Below are 21,929 nucleotides of genomic sequence, written 5' to 3'. Positions count from 1 at the left end.
GCTTATAATCGCGGGCTTCAAACGCCTTGGCGCAGTTGTGCGCCCCGCGAACCGGATCCTGTCATGTTACGAATCACCGAACTCAAGCTGCCGATCGACCATCCCGAAGAAGACCTGCGCCCTGCCATCGTGCAGCGCCTGGGCATCACCAGTGATGACCTGCTCGATTTCACCTTGTTCAAGCGCAGCTACGATGCGCGCAAAAAGTCCTCCGAGCTGTGCTTCATCTACACCATCGACCTCAACGTTCGCGATGAGGCGGCGGTCCTGCACACGTTCGCCGATGACCGTAACGTCAACGTGGCGCCGGATGTCAGCTACAAAGCGGTCGGCCAGGCGCCGGCTGATCTGGAGCAGCGTCCTGTCGTCGTGGGTTTCGGTCCGTGCGGGATTTTCGCCGGGCTGCTGCTCGCGCAAATGGGTTTCAAGCCGATCATCCTCGAGCGCGGCACCGAAGTGCGCCAGCGCACCAAGGACACTTGGGGTCTGTGGCGTAAAGGCGTGCTTAACCCGGAATCCAACGTGCAGTTCGGTGAAGGTGGCGCGGGGACGTTCTCTGACGGCAAGCTCTACAGCCAGATCAAAGACCCGAAATTCATCGGTCGCAAAGTCCTGCACGAGTTCGTCAAGGCCGGCGCGCCGGAAGAAATCCTCTACGTCAGCAAACCGCACATCGGTACGTTCCGTCTGACCGGCGTTGTGGAAAACATGCGTGAGCAGATTCGCGCGTTGGGTGGCGAAGTGCGCTTTCAGCAGCGCGTTACCGACGTGTTGATCGAGGACGGCCAACTGGTCGGCGTCGAGCTCAATGGCGGCGAGCAGATCCATTCGAAACACGTGATTCTGGCCCTCGGCCACAGCGCCCGCGACACCTTCCGCATGCTCCACGGCCGCGGTGTGTTCATGGAAGCCAAGCCGTTCTCGGTGGGTTTCCGCATCGAACACCCGCAATCGCTGATCGACCGCGCACGGCTGGGCAAGTACGCCGGCCACCCGAAACTCGGGGCTGCCGACTACAAACTGGTGCACCACGCCAGCAACGGACGTTCGGTCTACAGCTTCTGCATGTGCCCGGGCGGCACCGTGGTAGCGGCGACGTCCGAGCCGGGCCGCGTGGTCACCAACGGCATGAGCCAGTACTCGCGAAACGAGCGCAACGCCAACTCCGGGATCGTCGTCGGGATCACCCCGGAAGTCGATTATCCGGGTGGCCCGCTGGCGGGGATCGAGTTGCAGGAACGTCTGGAATCCCACGCCTTTGTGCTGGGCGGCAGCAATTACGAAGCACCGGCGCAACTGGTCGGTGACTTCATTGCCGGCAAGCCGTCCACCGAGCTGGGCAGCGTAGAACCGTCCTACAAACCTGGGGTTGCCTTGGGTGATTTGGCGTTGGCCTTGCCGGCGTTCGCCATCGAAGCCATTCGCGAAGCGTTGCCAGCGTTCGAGAAGCAGATTCGCGGTTACTCGCTGCACGACGCCGTGTTGACCGGGATCGAGACGCGTACGTCGTCGCCGCTGCGGATCACCCGTGATGAGTCGATGCAGAGCCTGAACGTGAAAGGCTTGTTCCCGGCAGGTGAAGGCGCGGGTTATGCGGGCGGGATTCTGTCGGCGGGTGTCGACGGGATTCGGATTGCAGAAGCGGTGGCCCGCGACATCCTCGGCCTCGAAGCCTGACCAAAATCCCCTGTGGGAGCGAGCTTGCTCGCGATGACGGAACTACATTCAACACATGTGTTGACTGATCTACCGCTATCGCGAGCAAGCTCGCTCCCACATTGGATCTTCAGTGCTTGAACAATCTCAGATATTGGCACGCAGAACGGTGGCCGGCAGCGGCTCGCCGCGCTCGACACTCCCCGCCACGGCATCCATCAACCCACTCAACTCATACCCCTGGGCCTTGAGCCAAGCCTGATCGTAATAGGTGGTGGCATAGCGCTCGCCGCCATCACACAGAATCGCCACGATCGACCCCGACTCCCCCGCCGCCACCATCTGCTGGGCCGCCATCAAGGCGCCGATCAGGTTAGTCCCGCTCGACCCGCCGACCCGACGTCCCAAACGCTGCGCCAGGTAATGCATGGCCGCCAGCGACAACGCGTCCGGCACCTTGACCATCGCATCGATCACTTTGGGCAGGAACGACGCTTCCACCCGAGGCCGGCCAATGCCTTCAATCCGCGAACCGCAATCCAGGCGCAGACTGGCGTCGCCGGTCTGGTAGTAATCGAAGAACACCGAGCGTTCTGCATCGGCGCAGAGCACGCGGGTGCAATGCTGGCGGTAACGCACGTAACGGCCCAGCGTCGCGGTGGTGCCGCCGGTGCCGGGGCTGGAGATCAGCCAGCTCGGCTCGGGGTGCAGCTCGAAGCGCATTTGCTGGAAGATCGACTCGGCGATGTTGTTGTTCGCCCGCCAGTCGGTAGCGCGTTCGGCATAGGTGAACTGGTCGATGAAATGCCCATCGTGTTCGCGAGCCAGCCGCTCGGATTCGGCGTAGATCTGCGTCGGATCATCGACCAAATGACTCTTGCCGCCGTAGAAGGCGATCTGCGCGATCTTCTCCTTGGAGGTGGTCGCCGGCATCACTGCAATGAACGGCAAGCCCAGCAAACGGGCGAAGTACGCCTCGGAAATCGCCGTCGAACCGCTGGACGCTTCAATCACCGGCGCACCGGGTTTGAGCCAGCCATTACACAGCGCATACAGAAACAGCGAGCGCGCCAAGCGGTGCTTCAGGCTGCCCGTGGGATGGCTGGACTCATCCTTGATATACAACTCGATGCCCGGAAAACCCGGCAGCGGCAAGGGAATCAGATGGGTGTCGGCGCTGCGCTGGAAGTCGGCTTCGATGATCCGGATGGCTTCGCGGGCCCACTGTCGGTTGTCGCTCATGGTGGTTTTCTCATTGAGTCGGCCTTGTTTCAAGGCTCAGCTAACAAGCTTAGGAAAAAACCTACATCACGCACAGGTACAGCTGAGGTTCAATACGCCCGACAACTGCTAGGCTCAGATCCCTGCTGGTCGTTCACGTTGTAACGGCATATAACAAAAAAGAATATAACTTTTGTTTTAACAACTAACGGTACGGGTTAGGGTGTGCCACCTTTTGAATTCATCGATGGAGAGCGACCTTGCCTCTGCGTAGCACTTTCACGCGTTTCTTCCAGTTGGAAGCTGCCAGCGGTCTGTTATTGATCGCCGCTGCGGCCCTGGCTTTGATCATCAACAACTCCCCGCTGTCATGGCTTTACAGCAGCTTCCTGGACACTCCAGTCGTGGCACAGGTCGGCGCGTTGCAAATCGCCAAACCGGCCTTGCTGTGGATCAACGACGGCCTGATGGCCCTGTTCTTCCTGTTGATCGGTCTGGAAGTGAAGCGCGAAGTTCTCGACGGCCAGCTGTCGAAACCGTCGCAAATCGTCCTGCCCGGTGCGGCGGCGATCGGCGGCATGGTGGTTCCGGCGCTGGTCTACTGGTTTCTGAACCGCGAAGACCCGGCAGCCCTGGGTGGCTGGGCCATCCCGATGGCCACCGACATCGCCTTCGCCCTCGGCGTACTGGCCCTGCTGGGTAAGCGGGTACCGGTGTCGCTGAAGCTGTTCCTGATGACTTTGGCGATTATTGACGACCTCGGCGCAATCATCGTCATTGCGATTTTCTACTCGGGTACGCTCTCGACCCTTTCGCTGTCTCTGGCCGCAACGTGCATCGTGGCACTGATTGCGATGAACCGGCTCGGGGTGGTCAAGCTCGGGCCGTACATGATCATCGGCCTGATCCTTTGGGTTTGCGTGCTCAAGAGCGGCGTCCACGCGACACTGGCCGGTGTGACCCTGGCCTTCTGCATTCCCCTGCGCACGAAAAACGCCGAACCTTCGCCGCTGCTGACCCTGGAACACGCCCTGCATCCGTGGGTGGCCTACGGCATCCTGCCGCTGTTCGCCTTCGCCAACGCCGGCCTGTCCCTGAGCGGCGTGACCGTCGAAAGCTTCACCCACCACGTGCCAATGGGCATCGCGGTCGGCCTGCTGCTGGGCAAAACCCTCGGCGTCTTCGGCCTGACCTGGCTGGCCGTGAAAATCGGCATCGCCGCCCTGCCCCAAGGCGCCAATTGGGGCCAGGTAATGGGCGTGGCAATCCTCTGCGGCATCGGCTTCACCATGAGCCTGTTTGTCGGTTCTCTGGCGTTTGTACCGGGTGTCAGTGAATACGCCGGGATGGATCGGATGGGGATTTTGACCGGGTCGATATTGGCTGCATTGATTGGTTATGCGGTGACGGCGGCAGCGAGTCGCAAGAGCGCCGTTCTGCAATCCTGATAAACAGAGACAACTCTTAGAGTCATTCAAGACTCGTCCTACAGCCACGATCAGCCTGGTTCGTTAACGTCGCACAGCCCCTTTGTTGGGGGCTGTCGACGGACGAACGCAAGGAAGATCAGTGGCTGGCAATAAGGACATTCCCCGGGTTCAGAACCCTCCGTCAGGCGACGGTCATCACGTCACTCACCGCTTTATGACGGCCACCGAAATGGCCGCGCGGGATGCCCGACAAAACGCTTACGACGCCATGCTCGCGAGGCAAGACGCCTTCGAACGGCGTCGTGAGGTGGGCGTGAAAAAGCTCGAAGCCGTTCGCGCGGGCTGCGTCTTTGCCAAATCCTGCAAGCTGCCGGACGCCATCATCGATTACTCGAATCCTTCGGGGGTGGTTCCCACCGACAGCCTCAAGGACTACGGAGAAGTCGCCTGGCTAGGCGCTCGCGAGGTAGACGACGCCGGGCTGCTGAATCTTGAAACCATCAGTGGCAGCACCGTCTCGCTCGGCATCGGCCGAGTGGCTCTTCGCACACCGACTCTCGCCGTTCCCACCGCAGCACTCAGTGCTGCTGGAACCGCCATATTGGCCGGCCTGGTCGCGTTTTTCTGGACGCCGAGCCTGGGCGACAGCGCGCTCTACACCGAAGACCAATTGCGCGCCCTGAAACAGGCTCGAACCCGCGTTCGGCTAAGAGTCGAGCAACAGGCTGACGGCAGCCTCAAGGGATACGGTTTCTACACCGGAAAAAACCGCGGTTGGGAAATGGTTGATGTCGTGCAGTTCAGCTTGCGCGACAGTCAGCAAGTGGCGGATCTGGGGGATGGTGTTGAGCTGATCTGGACACCGGCTGTGGATGGTTCCGACATCCTCGGTATTCCAGCGCTGGAGGCTGCACCGCAAGCGCCGCACATCTGGGTTTACCCGCCGACGAAAGCGGCGGATAGCATCATCGTGAATCCGGTGTATCCGCCTGAGTACAAGGATTTCATTCTTGTGTTTCCGGTGGGGTCGGGGGTGCAGCCGGTTTACATCGTTCTGAGTGTCCCGGGAGACCTGAAGTACCACCCTGCGCCAACAGCATTACCAGCTTTTCCAGATATAAAACCTGCGCCGATGAAAACTTCCGTGCGGGGCGGCGGAAAAAAACGCAGACGCTGGAAGGATCCGTCAGGGAGAATTTATGAATGGGACTCACAACATGGCAAGGTTGAGTTGTACACGAAACAAGGAAAACATCTGGGAGAGTACAACCCGGAAACCGGAGAGCAGACAAAACCTGCCGATCCGGCAAGGAGAGTAGAAAAATGAAACATGTAATAGAGGTTTTCGACCGTCAGACTGAAGATCTGCTTCTTACCGTAGATGTCCCTGGCAGTCGACGTAAGGCTTTGAGAGTTCTGATGAACTGGCAGCAACCGGACGACGAATTCGACGGTCACGACTTATCCCCAGAACAAGTAAAGGTATTGGAAGACTGGACAGGAAAATCCCTCATGGGTGCAAATAACATCGTACAACTGGTATGCACAGAATGACTCGGAGCTATCCAGCGGTACGCCATGCAGTTGAAGCTTTTGATAAAAAAACAGAATTTTTAGTGTTTGAAGTGCCCATCCCCAGGGAGAATATTGAACAGCTGAGAATAATAATGAAGTGGAGCGAACCAGAAGACGAAATCTATGGTTACGATCTTGATAGTGCTCAGATAACTCAGTTGGAAGCTTTGATCGGCATTACGTTCTAAGACCCGAAGTACGATTTTCAGATCGGAAGTCATGCAAGCAAGTAATTGTCTACTTGCATAAAAAACCCCGACCAGTCACCTGATCGGGGTTTTCTTTTACCCGTATTCCCGCTTAGTGCGAAACGCGGCTAGTCCCATCAACAGTAGCGATCCGCACCCGTTCACCAACACGGAACACTTCGTTCTCCTGAACCTGTTGTACGTAGGCGCGCATGCTGCCGTCGTCTTCGCGAACGGTGATTTCCACGCCTTGGGCGCGGGTCAGGCCTTCTTCTGTGGCCGAGCCGATCAGGCCGCCAGCGACGGCACCGATAACCGCAGCAACGATGCTGCCGCGACCGCCACCGATAGCGCTGCCGCCAACACCACCCACCGCCGCACCGGCAAGGCCGCCGATCGGGGTTTTGGTGCCTTCGATTTTCACCGGACGCAGGGATTCGATGGTGCCCATGCGAACGGTCTGCACGCGACGCGCTTCGTCACGGGAGTAGGAGTCACCGGTCAGGCTGGACTGGCAACCCGTGAGCAACATCGCCATCGTGGAAAAGGAAGCAACCAGCAGAACAGACTTACGCATAGCATCAACTCCAAAGGACAGGTATTCATTAAACTCCGCAGCTTGACGCCTGTCACGGCATCGCCCGGATAAAATTGGTTTGATTCAGGCCCGGTACAGGCAGCTCCACGAACTCACCACACAGTAGCGTCAAATTCCGGAATCTGCGCCGCTGAACCAAGGATTGTCATGGATTACTTCATCATTGTCGTCACTACCGTTGCCGGATTGTATTTCCATTGGTGGCTATACGTGCGGATCAAACGCTGGATGGACCGCGATCTGGCGTTGGCACTGGCAGGTAAAGACGAGCAGAAAAAGGCGTTCATGCTCCAGCAACTGGCGAACGCTCAAGCGCAGAAGATCAAGCGCCGAGACCTGCCCCAGTGGCTTGAAGCCGCTGCGGCAGGTTATCCCGATCGGTAGACGGCTTAAGGTGCCAGACGTTCAAGAATCCAGTCGGCGCCCTGAAAGCGGTAGTTGAGGCGATCGTGCAGGCGGCTCGAACGGCCTTGCCAGAACTCGATGCGCTCCGGTAACAAACGGTAACCACCCCAGTGCTCAGGGCAATGAGGTTGCGTGTCGCTGAAACGTTGCTCGGTGTTTTTGAGCAGCGCTTCCAGTTCGGCGCGATCGGCGATTACCCGGCTCTGGGGCGAGGCCCAGGCACCGAGGCGGCTGCCCAGTGGACGGACCTGGAAGTAGGCGTCGGACTCTTCTGGCGTGACTTTCACCACCCGCCCCTCGATGCGCACCTGGCGTTCCAGGGCCGGCCAGAAAAAGGTCATGGCCGCGAACGGGTTCGCGGCCAGATGCTGGCCCTTGGCGCTGTCGTAGTTGGTGAAGAAGGTGAAGCCCTGCTCGTCCAGCCCCTTGAGCAGCAGAATGCGGCAATGCGGCCGACCGTCCTGATCGACGGTGGCCAGGGTCATGGCGTTGGCTTCCACCGGTGCCTGCTCGGTTTTCACCGCGTCGGCGAACCACTGATGGAACAGCGCAAATGGCTCGGCCGGGGCTTGCGCCTCGGTCAGGCCATCACGGGTGTAGTCGCGACGCATATCAGCCAGGCCCTGGGTCATGGCGCATTCCTTTTGGTTAACGAATCACTTTTTTACAGTATCGGCGGCGGCGACTTTTTTCGTCTCGGCAGTGGCTTTGGCCGGAGCAGTCTTTTTCGCCGGGGTCGCGGTTTTAGCCGGTGCCTTCTTGGCGGCTGCTTTCTTGGCCGGGGCTTTTTTCGCAGCAGGCACAGCCGCTTTCTTCGCGGCTGGCGCCGGGGTAACCGGTTTGACCACTGGCTTGACGTCCTGGACAGCGACCAACTTCACTGGCGCCGGGGCCGGCATGTTGTACTTGCTCAGCAACGCGACCATGGTGTTTTGCGGGGTCACCAGCAGTTCGACGCGACGGTTCAAGGCACGGCCTTCATTGCTGTCGTTGGCAGCACGCGGGGCTTCGCCACCCATACCGCGCAGCATCAGGCGATCACGCTGCAGACCGCTGAGGCGGAAAATCGCTGCCACGGACTGGGCACGCTCCTGGCTCAGCTTCACGTTGGCCGGTGCGGCACCCGACGTATCACTGTGGCCGAGTACCAGCACGGCAGTCTTTGGATCGACTTCGAGGATTTTCGCGACGCGCGTGAACGGGCCGAGGGTCACCGGCAGCAGCATGGCTGGACGGTCAGGGTTGAACGAACCTTCTACCGGTGCGGTAACGACCAAAACGTTTTCACGACGCTCGAGCTGCAGATTGCTGTCCTTGATCGCTGCGCGCAGACGCGGTTCGTAATCGTCGAGCCAGGCCTGGGTAACTTTAGGATCGGGCATCGGCACGGCTTTAGCGGTGTTTTGCTCTTTGCCGCCGAACGGCCACCACCATTTGCCACCCGCATCAGCCTCAGCCTTAGTCTTGGCCACCTCGACCGGTTTGGCTTCAGGCTTAACTTCAGCTTTCACCTCTGGCTTCTTGTCGAGAACCTCTTCGGAACCGAACGGCCAGTACCAAGGGTTGGAGCTTTCAGCCTTGGCCACCGGAGCGGTCGCGGCAGGCTTCAAAGGTGCCGGGGCTGGCGTCGGGGCCGGAGCCGGGCCTTTAGCGGCGACTTTGTCGGAGGAACCGAACGGCCACCAGCTGCTGCCATCCGAGTCATTTTGTGGAGTTTGTGCGCAACCGGTAATAGCGAAGCACAGGGCCAAAGCGAGAGTTTTATTGGATGACATTGGATATCCACAAAATGAAGTAATGAAAAATCAGGCCGGGTTGACCCGGATAAACAGACGCTTGGAAACCATAAAGGCCTTGAGGTTCCGGCCCTGGAACCCCTGAGCGTGATTTACAGACAAGTGGCCAGTGCGCGCGCAAGCTTTTGTGCGCGCGGATCCATCAAGACGTACGGCCCTAGGGTATTTGTCACAAAGCCGAAGGCCACATCGTGTTCCGGGTCCGCAAAACCAGTGGAACCGCCCGCTCCCGGATGACCGAACGCACGAGGGCCGAGGCCGTAGGTCGCGTTGGGGACGTCCGGTTGATCGAGCATGCAACCCAGGCCAAAACGGGTCCGGGTCAATAAAGTCTTGTCCTCGCCGAGGCTGTGCTCGCGCGTCATTTCGTCGAGCATTTCGCCTTCCAGCAAACTGCCATCAAGCAGACCGGCATAGAACCCGGCCAGGCTGCGGGCATTGCCGTGGCCATTGGCGGCCGGCTGCTGCATGCGTCGCCACTCGGGTTTGTTGGTGCTGGTCATGATCGACGGCGGGTTAGTGAACGCCCTCGTGGTCATGGCCGTCGGCTCGCGCATGGTCACTTGCAGCAAGCGCTGGGCGGCGGCATCACCGACATTGCCCTTGCCACGGGCGATGTGCGCCACGCGATGGAACTCCTGGTCCGCCAGACCGACGTGGAAATCCAGACCCAAAGGCTTCGCGACCCGCGCCACGATGGACTCACCCGGCCCACGACCGTCGGCACGACGCAGCAACTCACCGACCAGCCAGCCGTAGGTGATCGCGGCGTAACCGTGACCGCCCCCCGGCATCCACCACGGTTCTTCGGCGGCCAGGGCGTCAATCATGGTTTGCCAGTCGTAAAGGGCTTCCGGGGCTAATAGCTCACGCAGCGCCGGCAGACCGGCCTGATGGCAGAGCAATTGACGCAGGGTCACGGACTCTTTGCCGGCGGCGGCGAACTCCGGCCAGTAGCGGGCAACCGGAGCATCCAGTTGCAGCTTGCCTTCGGCCACCAGTTGCAGGGCGGTCACCGCGGTGAAGGTCTTGGTGCAGGAGAACAGGTTGGCGATGGTGTCGCTGTGCCAGGCTTCGGTGCCGTCCTTGTCAGCGCTGCCGGCCCAAAGGTCGACCACGGTTTCACCGCCGATCTGGATGCACAACGCTGCGCCACGTTCCTGAGGATCGTCGAACAGCGCCGCGAAAGCCTCACGCACCGCTTCGAACTTCAGCTCGTAAAAACCCTGAATCTGCACCCGCAACTCCTCTGGATAAACGTTCTACAAAGTGGCCGCATTGTTCCAGCCATTGAAGGTTTTGGGAACAGGGCCGGGCCGGGCGGTCGCCATCCCACCCGGGTGAAACACTCAGAAAATCTTACGTACCTGCCAGCACTCAGTGGCCATTACCGGAATGCCCACCCGCATGGCCAGCGCCCTGCCCTGCGCCTTTGCCAGCCTCGCCTTTTCTGCCGCCCTCAGCTGATTGGCTGGCTTTATCCGCCTCAGCCTTGGCCTTCTCGGCTTCTTTACCGAGCTGATCGACGGTCTGCAAATTGCTCTTGCGCACGCTGTCGACGAACCCCTGGAACGGCAGATCGGTAATGCCCACCAGACCAAAGTGACCGTTCTCGCCATCCAGCAGACGACCGGTCACCGGTTGATCGAGGTATTGGAACCAGTGCACGCCGACGATCGACGGTTCGCTCATCGCCTGTTTGAGGAAATTGGCGTAAGCGGCCCCACGGTCTTCTTCCTTCGCCAATTGCGTCACGCCGCCCCAGAACGGGCCACGATCGGCCGAGCCGAAGTTGAACTCGGTGATCAGCACCGGTTTGTCCAGGCTGCGCAATTTGGCGAAGTCATACCCGTCCTGCGGTTTCAGGGTGTACATGTTGAAGCTCAACACGTCGCAATACTGGGCGCAGGACTCAACCGCTTCCGGGGTGCTGATGGCAAACCGGCCGCCCAGCAACAGCTGATTCGGCGCGTGCCACTTGAGCGAATCGGAGAGGGTCTTGAAGTACGTGTCGGCGAAGACCTTCTGGAAGTATTTGAAGTCGGCTTCGATTTCCGGGTATTCGGCGCTTGGCAGCGGCGCCACGAAACCCGGATCTTCCATCAACTCCCAGGCTGGCAGATCAATGCCCCAGGCTTTGGAAAGGCCCGCCTGATTGCGGTATTTATCCCGCAATTGCTTGAGGAACGCGCGTTTGGCCGGCACGTCGGTGGTCATTTTCAAGGTGCCGTAGGCCAAGGCGTAACGGGCTTTCGGGTCGTCGCCGGGTCCGGCCCACGCCAATTCGTTGTCGGCAAAGTAGCCGATCAGCCATGGATCGTCGCGATGGTCGCGCGCGGCGATGGCCACGGCACGTTCGGTGGCCATGGCGAAACGCGGGTCAAACGGGTCGGGCATGCCGCCCCACCAGTCGGTGCCGGTGCTGATGCTGGCGTAATCGCCGACGATCGACAGCGGCAAGGTGTACGGCACGCGATCAGCGTTGGCCAACCCCGGAGCGCTCCAGTTGCCGATAGTGTTGAAGCCCCAAGCTTGCAGACGATCAAGGGTGTGGCTGGCCCAGCGCTGTTCATCAACCACCGCTTTGCAGGGTTCGGCAGGCGTTTGTTCAGCGGCTTTCGCGGCGGTCGCTTCAACGGCGCCGGTCTTCGCGGCTTCGGCGACCCCGGATTCGGCCGTCGAAGGAACGACAGGTTGCTCAGCAGCCTTCTCCACCGTTGCCGCAACCGCGTCAGCCTTGGCCGCTTCGGCTACACCGGCCTTGGTGTCGCTGGTCACCACACACGGCGGACCATACAAACGCTGCAAGTTGGCGCCATAGAAGTCGTACCAGCGACCGGCATTGTAGCCACGGCCCTGATCGGCGCCGTTGCCGCCACGGTTGTCGCCTTCGCCATAGTGGCTGGCCAGAGGCTCGTCGGGTTTGGGCAGCGATTCAAACATCCACTCGCGGCCGGCGACGTAGGTCTGGTCGACGTCCGGGGTGACAGTGTTGACCCCTAACGAATAGAACGGATGGCCTTCCGGCGTCACCAGGTACCAGCGGCCGTCGCGTTTCTCCGTGCGGAAAAAGCCGCTGGCCTTGAATGCCGGGCCTTTGTTCCAGCCACCGAACTTGTCCAGGGATGACTTCTCGCGCTCGACCAGCCAGGTTTTCAGCTGCTGATGTTCTTTGGCTGCGGCGCTTTTCAGTTGCTCGTCGCTGCTGACTTTCTCTGGCCATTTGGCCCGGGTCGACTGGCCGTAAGCGTCTACAAGGCCGCCAAAAGCCGCTTGGGTGACGGCATCACCGTCCTGCACGCCAAAGCGTTCGAGCAGAATGCTTTGCGCGACTTTCGGCTGATCCATCGACAAGGTCACCGATACCACCTGGCTGCGCTCCAGCTCACCGGTGCTGCTGGCCAGCAATACGCGCTGCCCCTCAAAAGTGATCGGCATCGGTGGGCCGGCTTTCAGGCCCAGGCTCAATGGCGTAAAGGGCTGCAGCGGCACCAATAAGGTTTGCGCAGGGCCGGCCGGCAAATCGACGCGACTGACCAATGTCTTGCCGTCGTTGCTCTGGATTTTCACGTACAGGGTCACGGCCCAGTTCATTGCGCTTTGAATCCGCAAACTCATGAAGCCCGACTGCGACCAGTCCCAGGCGCCCGTCTGCGGGGTCAGACGCAAGGTCGGTTGGGCCACCGGGTTGAATGTCACCCGACGCAGCACCTCGCCTTCGGCCGTTTGCTCGGCGTTGGATTGCGGCAGGCTGGCGTCCTGAGTCGCCACCTGGACCACATCGGCGGGGCGTACAAAGTTGAACAGCGTCTGTTGGCCGGCAGGAGCCGCCAGCAAAGGGGCTGCGAACATCAGAGCGAAAACGGCAGGTAACGAAGGGCGCAGCGAACGGCGAATCATGAGAACGAAATTCTCCCTAACGACCCGGATGGGCCAGTGGAAAAGCGATGGCAGAGAGATAGACAACGCGGTGGGCAAATTTGCCCACCGGTGTATCAGGAAATTTCACGACGGAAGGGAGGTAACGCATTGAGGATCGCTTTGCCATAACGCTGGGTCACCAGACGTCGATCGAGCAAGGTGATGGTGCCGCGGTCTTCTTCGGTGCGCAGCAAGCGACCACAGGCCTGGACCAGCTTCAGCGAAGCATCCGGCACGGAGATTTCCATGAACGGATTGCCACCCCGAGCCTCGATCCACTCGGCCAGGGCCGCTTCGACCGGATCATCGGGCACCGAGAATGGAATCTTCGCGATCACCACGTGCTCGCAGTAAGCGCCGGGCAAGTCGACCCCTTCGGCGAAACTCGCCAGGCCGAACAACACACTGGAATCGCCGCCATCGACCCGCGCCTTGTGCTTGTTCAGGGTTTCCTGTTTCGACAGGTTGCCTTGAATGAACACCTGCTTGCGCCAGTCGCGGTCGAGGCCGTCGAACACGTCCTGCATCTGTTTGCGCGAGGAGAACAGCACCAGGGTGCCGCGCGAACCTTCCACCAAGGCTGGCAAGTCGCGGATGATCGCAGCGGTGTGGGCCGGCGCATCACGCGGATCGGCCTTCAGGTCCGGCACCCGCAGCACGCCAGCGTCGGCATGATGAAACGGGCTCGGGACCACTGCGGTCACGGCTTTTTTCGGCAGACCGGCGCGCATGCGGAAGCGGTCGAAGGTACCGAGCGCGGTCAAGGTCGCGGAGGTCACCAGAGCACCGTAGGCCACGTTCCATAAATTGCGACGGAGCATTTCCGCCGCGAGGATCGGGCTGGCGTTGACCTCGATGTCGAACAGCGAGCCGCTTTCGGCCAGGGTCAGCCAACGGGCCATGGGCGGGTTGTCTTCCGGGTCTTCAGCAGTGAACGCCACCCACAATTCCCAATTGCCCGAGGAACGGGACAACAGACTGCCGAACAGTGGATACCACTCTTCAGCCTGATTACTGGCGATGCCGATATTGACCTCGCCGTCCATGCCTTCCTTGAGCAGTTCGGTGAGCCGGGTGAACAGGTCGGTCAGACGGGCAAAGCCCTTCTTCAGCTCGACGCCCATTTCGCGCATGTGCTCGGGAATGACCCCAGCGACGAAGCGATGACGCGGTCGCTCGCGACCTTCGACGTCTTCGCCGGGTTTGAAATCGGCGACCTGCTCGCAGGCGCTGAACATGAATTGCTGCTGGGTTTTGATCTCACGGGCCAATTCAGGCACCTGTTCGATCAACTTGCCCAGGTCGCCCGGCAGCGGATGCTGGGCCAGCAATTTGGTGAGGTTCTTGGCGGTGGTTTCCAGCCAGTCGGCGGTGGAGCGCAGACGCGTGTAATGGGCGAAATGGCCTATGGCCTTGTCCGGCAGGTGGTGGCCTTCGTCGAACACATAGATGGTGTCACGCGGGTCCGGCAGTACGGCGCCGCCACCCAGGGCCAAGTCGGCCAGGACCATGTCGTGGTTGGTGACGATCACGTCGACCTTGCCCATGCCTTCGCGGGCCTTGTAGAAGGCGCACTGGCCGAAGTTCGGGCAATGGCGATTGGTGCATTGGCTGTGATCGGTGGTCAGGCGCGCCCAGTCGGCGTCTTCCAGTGCGGTGGACCAACTGTCGCGGTCGCCGTCCCACTTATTGCCGGCGAGTTTCTCGATCATGCTGGTGAACAGCTTCTGACTGGCCTCGTCGACCTCGATCTTGAAACCTTCTTCTTCAAACAGCTGCGCCGTGGCGGTTTGCGCGTGACCTTCCTGGAGCAACATGTCGAGCTTGGACAGGCACATGTAGCGCCCGCGCCCCTTGGCCAGGGCAAAGCTGAAGTTCAGCCCGCTGTTGCGCATCAGGTCGGGCAAATCCTTGTAGACGATCTGCTCTTGCAGGGCCACGGTGGCCGTGGCGATCACCAGGCGTTTGCCAGCGGCCTTGGCCGTCGGGATGGCGGCCAGGCTGTAGGCCACGGTTTTGCCGGTACCGGTGCCGGCTTCCACCGCGACAATCGCGGGGTCGCCACTGCGCCGGCCTTCGTCGTCGGTGTCGATGTCACCGAGGACCTTGGCAATTTCGGCGATCATCAGGCGTTGGCCGTAGCGCGGCTTGAGGCTCTTGGCTTCGAGAAAACGCGAGTAGGCGCCCTGGATCGTGGTTTTGAGTTCAGTGCTGATCATGGATTGTCGGGCGCAAAAAACGCTGGATAAATTTTCAGTGGTTCGGATCGGCGGCTATCATACCGCGCTAATTAATCCCGCGCAGAACGGAGTACCTCAATGACACCTTTTGGCCTTGTTTATACCCTGCATGTCCTGTCCGCCCTGGTATGGGTTGGCGGCATGTTTTTCGCGTGGATGGTCTTGCGCCCTGCGGCGATGAAGGCTTTGGAAGGCCCTGCCCGGTTGAAGCTGTGGGTAGAAGTGTTTCAAGGTTTTTTCCGCTGGGTCTGGGTCGCGGTGGTGCTGTTGCCGATCAGCGGTGTGGGCATGATTCATCTGCAGTACAGCGGTTTTGAAGCGGCGCCGCGGTATGTGCAGGTGATGATGGGGTTGTACGTGGTGATGACGGCGTTGTTTATCCGGATTCAGGCGTTGTTGTTGCCGGAGTTGCGCACAGCGGTGGCTGCGCAGGACTGGCCGACCGGGGCTGCGACGCTTGGGAAAATTCGCAAGTTGGTGGGGATTAATCTGATGGTCGGGTTGGTGCTGGTGGCGATTGCTGCGGCTCGACCGTGATCGTTCCCACGCTCTGAACTGACCCCCAAAGGTTGGACACAACCTTTGGGGGTGTCATGGGTAAGTACACAGAGCAAGCAAAACTCGCAGCCGTGCAGGACTATTGTTCCGGTAGCGCGGGTTTGAGGGATGTTGCACACCGTCACAATGTGGACTTTTCATCCCTTCGCCAGTGGGTCGCGGCCTATCAAGTGCATGGCGTTGCTGGGCTTAAAGAGAAAAAGCTGCAGCGCTATAGCAACGACTTCAAACTGTCTGTTTTGAAACGTATGCGTGAGGAACAGCTGTCCTATCGGCAGACGGCGGCCTTGTTCGACATCCGTAAGTTCGACATCATCGGCCTCTGGGAACGCCGCTTTGATGAGGGCGGTTTTGATGCCCTTACCAAGCAGCCTAATAGAGCCGGACGTCCGAAAAAAATGCCGACCACCATTCCTCCTGTTCAACCCAGCTCAATCGATGACGAATCGCGCTCACGCGATGATTTGCTTGCCGAGGTGAAGCAGTTGCGGATGGAAAACGACTACCTAAAAAAGCTCGATGCCTTGGTTCAGGAGAAGAAACGAATAGCGCAGCAGAAAAAGCGCAAATCGTAATAGGACTGAGGCCGCTGCATTCTCTCGAAAGCCTGCTGAAATTTGCCGGTTTGGCACGCAGCACCTTTTACTATCAGCAAAAGGCGCTGCAAGCGGCTGATAAGTACGCAGAGCTGAAAGACAAGATTCGCTCGACGTTCGACGAGCACAAGGGCCGGTATGGCTATCGCCGCATAACGGCTGCTGTACGGAGCGCTGGTCATCTCGTCAATCACAAGACTGTTCAGCGACTGATGGCGCAGCTTCAGCTCAAGAGCTTGGTGCGGGTGAAGAAATACCGGGCCTACAAGGGAGAGGTAGGCAAGGCAGCGCCTAATCTTTTGAAGCGTGAGTTCGAAGCTCCGTCACCCAATCAAAAGTGGGTAACCGACGTTACAGAGTTCAAAGTTGGAGGTCAGAAGCTTTATCTGTCTCCCGTTTTGGACCTGTACAACGGCGAAATCATTTCCTACGAGGTTGCCAGAAGACCGTTGTTCGATATGGTCGGGAAGATGCTCAAAGGTGCATTCAAGCGGCTTCAGCCGCATGAAAAACCGGTTTTGCACTCAGACCAGGGCTGGCAGTATCGAATGCCCATTTACCTGCGGGCTCTCAAAAAATGCTCCGTTACGCCGAGCATGTCGCGCAAGGGTAACTGCTATGACAACGCGGCCATGGAGAGTTTCTTCGGCACACTGAAGTCCGAATTTTTTTATCTGAATAAATTTAACGACCTGGATGAGCTTCACGCAGGCATCGACGAGTACATCCAGTATTACAATCACTCGCGTATCAGACTGAAGCTAAACGGCCTGAGTCCTGTTGAATACAGAATTCAGGCCGCTCAGGCATAGATAGAAAATCGTCCAACTTTGTGGGGTCAGTTCACTCTGCGTGGGAATGCCTCAAGGGACGCTCCGCGTCCAGTGACGCGGAGCGTCACGGGCTGTATTCCCACGCGGAGCGTGGGAACAATCAATTAAAGGGTTACAACCGCTGCACTGTTACCGAACCCGCCGCACCGGCAGGCCCCGGCTGACCGTCAACACCCGGTCTGCCGTTCTTGCCGCCATCCGCTTTGTAGACGAAGCAGCCCTTGGCCTTGCCACCCGCGCCCGGTTTACCACCAGGCCCGGCCACACCACCGTCGCCGCCGGCCACCTGAACCTTGATCAGTTCCGCCGGGTAATCGCGCGGCACTTCCAGACGAACCAGTGCACCCGGCGCGCCCGGCTGACCGTCGCTGCCATCACTGCCATCGGCACCGCGACCGGCCTGGCCCCAAGTACAACCCGGTGCCTGACCGTTGGCCCCATCAAGACCGACGAAACCCGGTGCGCCCGCGCCGCCGCGAGCGTCCACCAACAATTGCGGCGCACTCAGTGCCTTGATCTGCAAGTTCAGGTTACGCCCGGAGCGGGCGGCCTTGAGATACGTCCCCGGCGCGCCGCGAGCCGTGATCTGGCTGCCTTCCGACAACTGCGCACGAATGACCTTCAGTTCAAGCGGCTGTTCGCCGGGAACGATAGCGATCCGCGCTTCACGACCCAGACGCAATTCACCGACGGATACCTCGGTCACATTCGAGGGAATCAACAACGTGCCGTAGTCGGCCACTTCCAGGCGTTCCAGCTGCAAGGTGCTGGCGGTATTGGGCAAACGCATCAGCGAGTTGGTTTCGACGCTCACCACCTGGGCGCAGGCTAACGGGCTGATGAGTGCAGCAAGCAGACAGAGTTTACGCATGGGAAGCCTTAGTCGCGGTCGGAGCCGGGATGGTTTGCAGGTGATAAACGCCGAAAAAAAGGATCTTCAGGCGATCAAGCCAAGGGTGGGCGCGACCTCTGAGGCTGCGGAAACAGAACACCGCCTCAAGAAGATGAAGGCATGCCAGCAGGCCGCCGGCCAGATCGACCAGCAGGTGCAGAGGATTGACAAACGGCATGAGCTGATTGACCAGCACCACCAGCCAGAACAGCAGGGTCAACAACTTCCCCAGCCCCCAAAACACGTTCATACGCTCCCCCGTTGAGAATTATTCTTTGCGCGCACAGTACCGGCTTCCACGCGGGATAAGCCAGAGGGCAACGGAAAATTCTTCATTAAGGCCGCCGAATGGCTGCCGGACCGACTTCAATTGTCGTCCGACAGCTCTATCTCGGGGCTCAGCGATTGACGTGCAACTCCACCCGACGGTTTTTCGCCCGTCCTTCTTCCGTTTCGTTATCGGCCACCGGCTGGCTTTGGCCCTTGCCCTCGCTGGTGAGCTTATTCGGCGCCAGGCCCTGGCTCAACAGGTAGGCCGCCACGCTACTGGCGCGACGTTCCGAGAGTGCCTGGTTATAGGTGTCCGAGCCGACGCTGTCGGTATGACCGATCACCTTGATGCTCACCACATCGGCACTTTGCAGTTTGGGCATCAGCGAATCCAGCTTGCTCTGCGCGGCAGGGGTCAGTTCGGATTGGTTGAAGGCAAACAGTACGTCGCCCGCGTCGCTCAGGGTGATGACCTCCGATTGCACAGGTTCAGGTTTCACGCTGGCCGGGTACTGCGGCAATGGGCAACCATGATGTTCCACGGGGGTATTGGCCGGCGTATCAGGGCAGCGATCACGTCGATCGAAGACACCATCGTCGTCTTCGTCGCCATCCTGGGCGTAACAGATCAAGCCACCGCTCAAGATACCCAGCGCCGCCCCACCGGCCGCCCAACCGCTACTTTGGAGAGCGCCCAGACCGCCACCGACCAGGCCGCCGATAACGCTGCAGATTGGCCAGGTTCGTTGATTGAGGGGGGCAGTGCCATCGCTGTGAGTCGCGCAACCGGTCAACAGGCTGCCAAGCAGCACAACCGGCAAGACGGTCCGTGTGAGAACACTCATGGTGAAAGCTCCTGTGTTACCGGCCAATGCCGGTCACACAGGAGTAAAGACCCGCATCCGCGACTGCACAAGCCGCGGAGTACGAGGGGTTTAGCGGTTGATTTTGATTTCCGTGCGACGGTTCATCGAACGGCCGTCAGCGGTTTTGTTATCGGCAACCGGCTGGCTTTCACCGGCACCGGTGACAGAGACGAAGCTGCTGCGAGGCACGCCTTCCTGGATGAGGTATTCAACCACGGAGTGCGCACGACGATCCGACAGTTTCTGGTTATAGGTATCGCTGCCAACGCTGTCGGTGTGACCGGTGACAGTCAGTTGGGCGTTAGGCGCTTCCCCTTTCAAACGAGTGGCGATTTTATCGAGTACCACTTTGTCGGCAGGAGTCAGCGTGGCCTTGTCGAACTGGAAGTGAACATCGCGAATGACGATGACTTCTTCTCTAACCACGGCTGCTTCTTCGACCACAGGTGCAGGCACCGGTGGAGGGCAACCGTCGGCATCGACGCGCACGCCTTTAGGTGTTCCCGGGCACTTGTCGCGGCTATCCGGCACGCCATCGCCGTCTTCGTCGCCATCACCGTGAACCCAGCAATAGGCCGCAGCCATGCCGCCAATGGCCAACGCGCCATACCCCGCCCATGACGTGCTTTCTGTGGCACCGAGACCGGCACCCACGACACCACCGACCGCCGCACAGGTCGGCCAGTCGGTTTTCTGCAAACCTGCGCAACCAGTCAACACGCTGGTTAGCAGAACCAAGGGTAATGCTGTGCGAACTATGCTCATCTAGTTTTCTCCTGAGGGGATCGGCTTAGAACCGATTCAGGTAGTAAAGACCCGAGTTTTAATCTCCGCCAGCAATAGGCCATTGCCGTTTTAACCCGTGTTCACGGCCGATCGGCGCTTTTAGGACGAACCTGCTCTAGGCCCGGCCCTTTGAGCAGGCTAGTCTTGGCAGCTCTGATTGAGGATCTTCGATGATTGCAGGTATTTCTTCGCGCACGCCCCAGCAGGCGTTGGCCGCTTTGCTTGATCGTTACGCCCCCGCGCGCCTGTTGCTGATTGGCGCCAGCGAGTTCCCCGCGCTTGAGGCCTTCAAGCTGGCGCACCCGGACACTTGTGTGGCCCATGCGGCACCCGGAGCGTTGCCGGCCGAACTGGCGGCGCGCCGGTTTGACCTGGCACTGGTGGTCGATTGCCTCGAACATTTGCCCAAACGCGACGGCCTGAACCTGCTTGGCGGGATTCGTAACCTCAACGCCAGTCGCATCGCGGTGCTGGCGGACTTGCCGGCCGCCGGCTGGCAGGAGACCGACTTTTTCTCCCTGGCCCTGCAAGCCAGCGAACGCTTCCAGCGCGACGATCAAGTGCTGACCCTGTTCACCTATGATCTGCTTGACTACAAACAAGTCCCCGACTGGCTCAACTCACGGTTCTGGGCCAATCCGGAAAACTTCGGGAAATATTGGTGGTAATGCAATGAGTACATCCATTTGCCCCTGCGGCAGCGGCACCCTGCTGGATGCCTGCTGCGGCCATTACCATGCCGGCCATCCGGCGCCGTGTGCCGAAGCCTTGATGCGTTCGCGCTACAGCGCCTATGTGCTGGGGCTGATCGATTATCTGGTGGCGACCACCCTGCCCGCACAACAGGCAGGCCTGGATCGACAGTCCATCAGCGACTGGAGCGCCCAAAGCACCTGGCTGGGCCTTGAAGTCGAAAGCTCCGAGGTCTTGGGCGGTCAGCCGGAACATGCCTTCGTGACCTTTACCGCACGCTGGCACGACGGTAGCGGTGAACACAGCCACCGCGAGCGCTCATCGTTCGTGCAGAACGCCGACCGCTGGTATTTCATCGACCCCACCGTACAACTCAAGGCCGGGCGCAATGATGCGTGTCCTTGCGCCAGCGGGCAGAAGTTCAAGAAGTGTTGTGCGGGCTATTTCAGCAGTTGAGGTAATCGCAAGAGGCTAGACTGGGCATCAAAGGGAGTCACTCCATGCTCAGTCAGCGGCGCGTCTTTCAAACCCTCATCCTATTCCTGTTTCTGGGGCTCGGCGGCTGTGCGTCCTGGTTCGTCGACGATGAACCGGAACCGCAGGTGCATCTGGTCAAGGTCGAAGTCGTCCAGGCCAAACTGATGCAGCAAAAATTCCTGCTGCACTTTCGCGTCGACAACCCTAAAGACAGCGATCTGACCGTGCGGGGCATCGAGTACCGCATTCACTTGGGCGACATGCTGCTGACTGAAGGTGAGCACGAGCATTGGTTCACAGTCGGTCCCAAACGCAGCGCCTACTTTAAAGTGCCAATCCGCACCAACCTGTGGCCCAAGGTGCGGGATCTGGTGAAACTGCTGAAAAAACCCGAGCAGCCCATCCCCTATCGTCTGGAAGGTGAACTGGAAACCGGTTTATTCATCGCGCACTACGTGCACCTGGCGCGCAATGGCGTGATAATCGCCGCCGATTTAATTCCGGAGCAAAACCGATGACCCAGCAACCCCATGTCCATGGCCCTGACTGCAACCACGATCATGATCATGATCATCACGACCACCATGATCACGACCATGGCCATGTCCACGGCCCGAACTGCGGCCACGCCCACCAGGAACCGGTGCGCAACGCCCTGAAAGACGTCGGCCGCAACGACCCTTGCCCATGCGGCAACGGCAAGAAATTCAAGAAGTGCCACGGCGCTTGATGCTTGGGGCGAAGATCTTCTTCGCCTGATGAATCGCTATCGCGAGCAAGCTCGCTCCCACATTGGAATTCGGGTGTTCACATAGTTTGTGTTCGATGCAAAACCCTGTGGGAGCGAGCTTGCTCGCGATGACTGCGGCACATCCAATAGAAATATTTCAGACAGACTGCTTTCGCGAGCAAGCCCGCTCTCACAGGT

The 21,929-nt window shown here is 59.7% G+C and carries 23 protein-coding genes; 12 read left to right on the top strand and 11 right to left on the bottom strand.

Annotation, left to right across the window (positions count from 1 at the left end):
- Positions 1-63: 63 nt before the first annotated feature.
- Complete coding sequence (locus ACMXYJ_RS08175; protein ID WP_150654887.1) at positions 64-1,677, top strand: NAD(P)/FAD-dependent oxidoreductase; 1,614 nt, start codon at positions 64-66, stop codon at positions 1,675-1,677.
- A gap of 126 nt (positions 1,678-1,803) precedes the next feature.
- Here the strand turns inward: ACMXYJ_RS08175 and ACMXYJ_RS08170 are convergent, their stop codons facing one another.
- Positions 1,804-2,898, bottom strand: a complete 1,095-nt coding sequence (locus ACMXYJ_RS08170; RefSeq protein WP_415759396.1) for a PLP-dependent cysteine synthase family protein — start codon at positions 2,896-2,898, stop codon at positions 1,804-1,806.
- A gap of 239 nt (positions 2,899-3,137) precedes the next feature.
- Here ACMXYJ_RS08170 and nhaA point away from each other — a divergent pair, with 239 nt between their 5' ends.
- From nhaA to ACMXYJ_RS08150, 4 genes are all read left to right on the top strand, one after another.
- Positions 3,138-4,325: a Na+/H+ antiporter NhaA gene (gene nhaA, locus ACMXYJ_RS08165; protein WP_415759395.1), complete on the top strand. Its 1,188-nt coding sequence runs from the start codon at positions 3,138-3,140 to the stop codon at positions 4,323-4,325.
- 121 nt (positions 4,326-4,446) lie between these two features.
- Positions 4,447-5,634, top strand: a complete 1,188-nt coding sequence (locus ACMXYJ_RS08160) for a colicin E3/pyocin S6 family cytotoxin (RefSeq protein ID WP_415760693.1) — start codon at positions 4,447-4,449, stop codon at positions 5,632-5,634.
- A complete protein-coding gene (locus tag ACMXYJ_RS08155; RefSeq protein ID WP_253437452.1) occupies positions 5,631-5,861 on the top strand; it encodes a DUF7683 domain-containing protein in 231 nt (76 codons plus the stop codon). The genes ACMXYJ_RS08160 and ACMXYJ_RS08155 overlap by 4 nt, the downstream gene beginning before the upstream one ends.
- Complete coding sequence (locus ACMXYJ_RS08150) at positions 5,858-6,070, top strand: DUF7683 domain-containing protein (protein ID WP_415759394.1); 213 nt, start codon at positions 5,858-5,860, stop codon at positions 6,068-6,070. Before ACMXYJ_RS08155 ends, ACMXYJ_RS08150 begins: the two co-directional genes overlap by 4 nt.
- A 112-nt stretch (positions 6,071-6,182) precedes the next feature.
- Here the strand turns inward: ACMXYJ_RS08150 and ACMXYJ_RS08145 are convergent, their stop codons facing one another.
- Positions 6,183-6,647, bottom strand: a complete 465-nt coding sequence (locus ACMXYJ_RS08145) for a glycine zipper 2TM domain-containing protein (RefSeq protein ID WP_017336812.1) — start codon at positions 6,645-6,647, stop codon at positions 6,183-6,185.
- 168 nt (positions 6,648-6,815) lie between these two features.
- Between ACMXYJ_RS08145 and ACMXYJ_RS08140 the strand changes: the two genes are divergently transcribed.
- Positions 6,816-7,052 carry a hypothetical protein gene (locus ACMXYJ_RS08140; RefSeq protein ID WP_033059010.1) on the top strand — a complete coding sequence of 79 codons (237 nt, stop codon included), beginning with the start codon at positions 6,816-6,818 and terminating at the stop codon, positions 7,050-7,052.
- Positions 7,053-7,057: 5 nt separating this feature from the next.
- On the opposite strand, the gene pdxH is transcribed toward ACMXYJ_RS08140, so the two are convergent.
- From pdxH to dinG, 5 genes are all read right to left on the bottom strand, one after another.
- Positions 7,058-7,705, bottom strand: coding sequence for a pyridoxamine 5'-phosphate oxidase (pdxH, locus tag ACMXYJ_RS08135; protein ID WP_415759393.1), 648 nt, complete (start codon positions 7,703-7,705; stop codon positions 7,058-7,060).
- 24 nt (positions 7,706-7,729) lie between these two features.
- Positions 7,730-8,848, bottom strand: coding sequence for an OmpA family protein (locus tag ACMXYJ_RS08130; protein WP_415759392.1), 1,119 nt, complete (start codon positions 8,846-8,848; stop codon positions 7,730-7,732).
- 113 nt (positions 8,849-8,961) lie between these two features.
- Positions 8,962-10,107 carry a serine hydrolase domain-containing protein gene (locus ACMXYJ_RS08125; RefSeq protein ID WP_415759391.1) on the bottom strand — a complete coding sequence of 382 codons (1,146 nt, stop codon included), beginning with the start codon at positions 10,105-10,107 and terminating at the stop codon, positions 8,962-8,964.
- Between the two features lie 139 nt (positions 10,108-10,246).
- Positions 10,247-12,769: a beta-agarase gene (locus ACMXYJ_RS08120; RefSeq protein WP_415759390.1), complete on the bottom strand. Its 2,523-nt coding sequence runs from the start codon at positions 12,767-12,769 to the stop codon at positions 10,247-10,249.
- A gap of 95 nt (positions 12,770-12,864) precedes the next feature.
- Entirely contained in the window at positions 12,865-15,009 is a 2,145-nt protein-coding gene (dinG, locus tag ACMXYJ_RS08115; protein ID WP_076029975.1) for an ATP-dependent DNA helicase DinG, read from the bottom strand.
- A gap of 99 nt (positions 15,010-15,108) precedes the next feature.
- On the opposite strand from dinG, the gene ACMXYJ_RS08110 reads away from it, so the two are divergent.
- Positions 15,109-15,567: a CopD family protein gene (locus ACMXYJ_RS08110; protein WP_415759388.1), complete on the top strand. Its 459-nt coding sequence runs from the start codon at positions 15,109-15,111 to the stop codon at positions 15,565-15,567.
- A 56-nt stretch (positions 15,568-15,623) separates the two neighbouring features.
- Positions 15,624-16,996, top strand: a protein-coding gene (locus ACMXYJ_RS08105) for an IS3 family transposase (RefSeq protein ID WP_415759387.1) whose coding sequence is annotated in 2 segments (ribosomal slippage) — positions 15,624-16,095 and positions 16,095-16,996 — 1,374 coding nt in all. Because the reading frame shifts where the segments join, the coding sequence is not laid out codon by codon here.
- A gap of 133 nt (positions 16,997-17,129) precedes the next feature.
- On the opposite strand, the gene ACMXYJ_RS08100 is transcribed toward ACMXYJ_RS08105, so the two are convergent.
- The 4 genes from ACMXYJ_RS08100 to ACMXYJ_RS08085 form a co-directional block, all read right to left on the bottom strand.
- Positions 17,130-17,888 (bottom strand): collagen-like protein, encoded by a 759-nt coding sequence (locus ACMXYJ_RS08100; protein ID WP_415759386.1) that lies wholly within the window; start codon positions 17,886-17,888, stop codon positions 17,130-17,132.
- Positions 17,881-18,159, bottom strand: coding sequence for a DUF1145 domain-containing protein (locus ACMXYJ_RS08095; RefSeq protein WP_415759385.1), 279 nt, complete (start codon positions 18,157-18,159; stop codon positions 17,881-17,883). The genes ACMXYJ_RS08100 and ACMXYJ_RS08095 overlap by 8 nt, the downstream gene beginning before the upstream one ends.
- A gap of 148 nt (positions 18,160-18,307) precedes the next feature.
- Complete coding sequence (locus ACMXYJ_RS08090) at positions 18,308-19,024, bottom strand: OmpA family protein (protein ID WP_415759384.1); 717 nt, start codon at positions 19,022-19,024, stop codon at positions 18,308-18,310.
- Between the two features lie 90 nt (positions 19,025-19,114).
- On the bottom strand, positions 19,115-19,810 hold the full coding sequence (locus ACMXYJ_RS08085) for an OmpA family protein (protein WP_415759383.1): 696 nt from the start codon (positions 19,808-19,810) through the stop codon (positions 19,115-19,117).
- Between the two features lie 191 nt (positions 19,811-20,001).
- On the opposite strand from ACMXYJ_RS08085, the gene ACMXYJ_RS08080 reads away from it, so the two are divergent.
- From ACMXYJ_RS08080 to ACMXYJ_RS08065, 4 genes are read left to right on the top strand one after another with little or no spacing between them, the layout of a single operon-like run.
- Positions 20,002-20,499 carry a DUF6231 family protein gene (locus tag ACMXYJ_RS08080; RefSeq protein ID WP_415759382.1) on the top strand — a complete coding sequence of 166 codons (498 nt, stop codon included), beginning with the start codon at positions 20,002-20,004 and terminating at the stop codon, positions 20,497-20,499.
- A gap of 4 nt (positions 20,500-20,503) precedes the next feature.
- Positions 20,504-20,980 (top strand): YchJ family protein, encoded by a 477-nt coding sequence (locus ACMXYJ_RS08075; RefSeq protein ID WP_415759381.1) that lies wholly within the window; start codon positions 20,504-20,506, stop codon positions 20,978-20,980.
- Positions 20,981-21,024: 44 nt separating this feature from the next.
- Positions 21,025-21,519, top strand: coding sequence for an LEA type 2 family protein (locus ACMXYJ_RS08070; protein ID WP_415759380.1), 495 nt, complete (start codon positions 21,025-21,027; stop codon positions 21,517-21,519).
- Positions 21,516-21,731, top strand: coding sequence for an SEC-C metal-binding domain-containing protein (locus ACMXYJ_RS08065; RefSeq protein ID WP_415759379.1), 216 nt, complete (start codon positions 21,516-21,518; stop codon positions 21,729-21,731). Before ACMXYJ_RS08070 ends, ACMXYJ_RS08065 begins: the two co-directional genes overlap by 4 nt.
- Positions 21,732-21,929 lie beyond the last annotated feature (198 nt).

It is taken from the genome of Pseudomonas arabinosi (assembly GCF_047758675.1).
Taxonomy (GTDB): domain Bacteria; phylum Pseudomonadota; class Gammaproteobacteria; order Pseudomonadales; family Pseudomonadaceae; genus Aquipseudomonas; species Aquipseudomonas arabinosi.
The sequence above is the reverse complement of the archived record's forward strand: the minus strand, read 5'-3'. Positions and strand labels throughout refer to the sequence as shown.

Excerpts from the sequence above, each read along its gene's own strand:
- ACMXYJ_RS08175 (WP_150654887.1), top strand. The coding sequence starts at position 64 with ATGTTACGAATCACCGAACTCAAGCTGCCGATCGACCATCCCGAAGAA.
- ACMXYJ_RS08170 (WP_415759396.1), bottom strand. The coding sequence starts at position 2,898 with ATGAGCGACAACCGACAGTGGGCCCGCGAAGCCATCCGGATCATCGAA.
- ACMXYJ_RS08155 (WP_253437452.1), top strand. The coding sequence starts at position 5,631 with ATGAAACATGTAATAGAGGTTTTCGACCGTCAGACTGAAGATCTGCTT.
- ACMXYJ_RS08150 (WP_415759394.1), top strand. The coding sequence starts at position 5,858 with ATGACTCGGAGCTATCCAGCGGTACGCCATGCAGTTGAAGCTTTTGAT.
- ACMXYJ_RS08145 (WP_017336812.1), bottom strand. The coding sequence starts at position 6,647 with ATGCGTAAGTCTGTTCTGCTGGTTGCTTCCTTTTCCACGATGGCGATG.
- ACMXYJ_RS08140 (WP_033059010.1), top strand. The coding sequence starts at position 6,816 with ATGGATTACTTCATCATTGTCGTCACTACCGTTGCCGGATTGTATTTC.
- pdxH (WP_415759393.1), bottom strand. The coding sequence starts at position 7,705 with ATGACCCAGGGCCTGGCTGATATGCGTCGCGACTACACCCGTGATGGC.
- ACMXYJ_RS08130 (WP_415759392.1), bottom strand. The coding sequence starts at position 8,848 with ATGTCATCCAATAAAACTCTCGCTTTGGCCCTGTGCTTCGCTATTACC.
- ACMXYJ_RS08120 (WP_415759390.1), bottom strand. The coding sequence starts at position 12,769 with ATGATTCGCCGTTCGCTGCGCCCTTCGTTACCTGCCGTTTTCGCTCTG.
- dinG (WP_076029975.1), bottom strand. The coding sequence starts at position 15,009 with ATGATCAGCACTGAACTCAAAACCACGATCCAGGGCGCCTACTCGCGT.
- ACMXYJ_RS08110 (WP_415759388.1), top strand. The coding sequence starts at position 15,109 with ATGACACCTTTTGGCCTTGTTTATACCCTGCATGTCCTGTCCGCCCTG.
- ACMXYJ_RS08100 (WP_415759386.1), bottom strand. The coding sequence starts at position 17,888 with ATGCGTAAACTCTGTCTGCTTGCTGCACTCATCAGCCCGTTAGCCTGC.
- ACMXYJ_RS08095 (WP_415759385.1), bottom strand. The coding sequence starts at position 18,159 with ATGAACGTGTTTTGGGGGCTGGGGAAGTTGTTGACCCTGCTGTTCTGG.
- ACMXYJ_RS08090 (WP_415759384.1), bottom strand. The coding sequence starts at position 19,024 with ATGAGTGTTCTCACACGGACCGTCTTGCCGGTTGTGCTGCTTGGCAGC.
- ACMXYJ_RS08085 (WP_415759383.1), bottom strand. The coding sequence starts at position 19,810 with ATGAGCATAGTTCGCACAGCATTACCCTTGGTTCTGCTAACCAGCGTG.
- ACMXYJ_RS08080 (WP_415759382.1), top strand. The coding sequence starts at position 20,002 with ATGATTGCAGGTATTTCTTCGCGCACGCCCCAGCAGGCGTTGGCCGCT.
- ACMXYJ_RS08075 (WP_415759381.1), top strand. The coding sequence starts at position 20,504 with ATGAGTACATCCATTTGCCCCTGCGGCAGCGGCACCCTGCTGGATGCC.
- ACMXYJ_RS08070 (WP_415759380.1), top strand. The coding sequence starts at position 21,025 with ATGCTCAGTCAGCGGCGCGTCTTTCAAACCCTCATCCTATTCCTGTTT.
- ACMXYJ_RS08065 (WP_415759379.1), top strand. The coding sequence starts at position 21,516 with ATGACCCAGCAACCCCATGTCCATGGCCCTGACTGCAACCACGATCAT.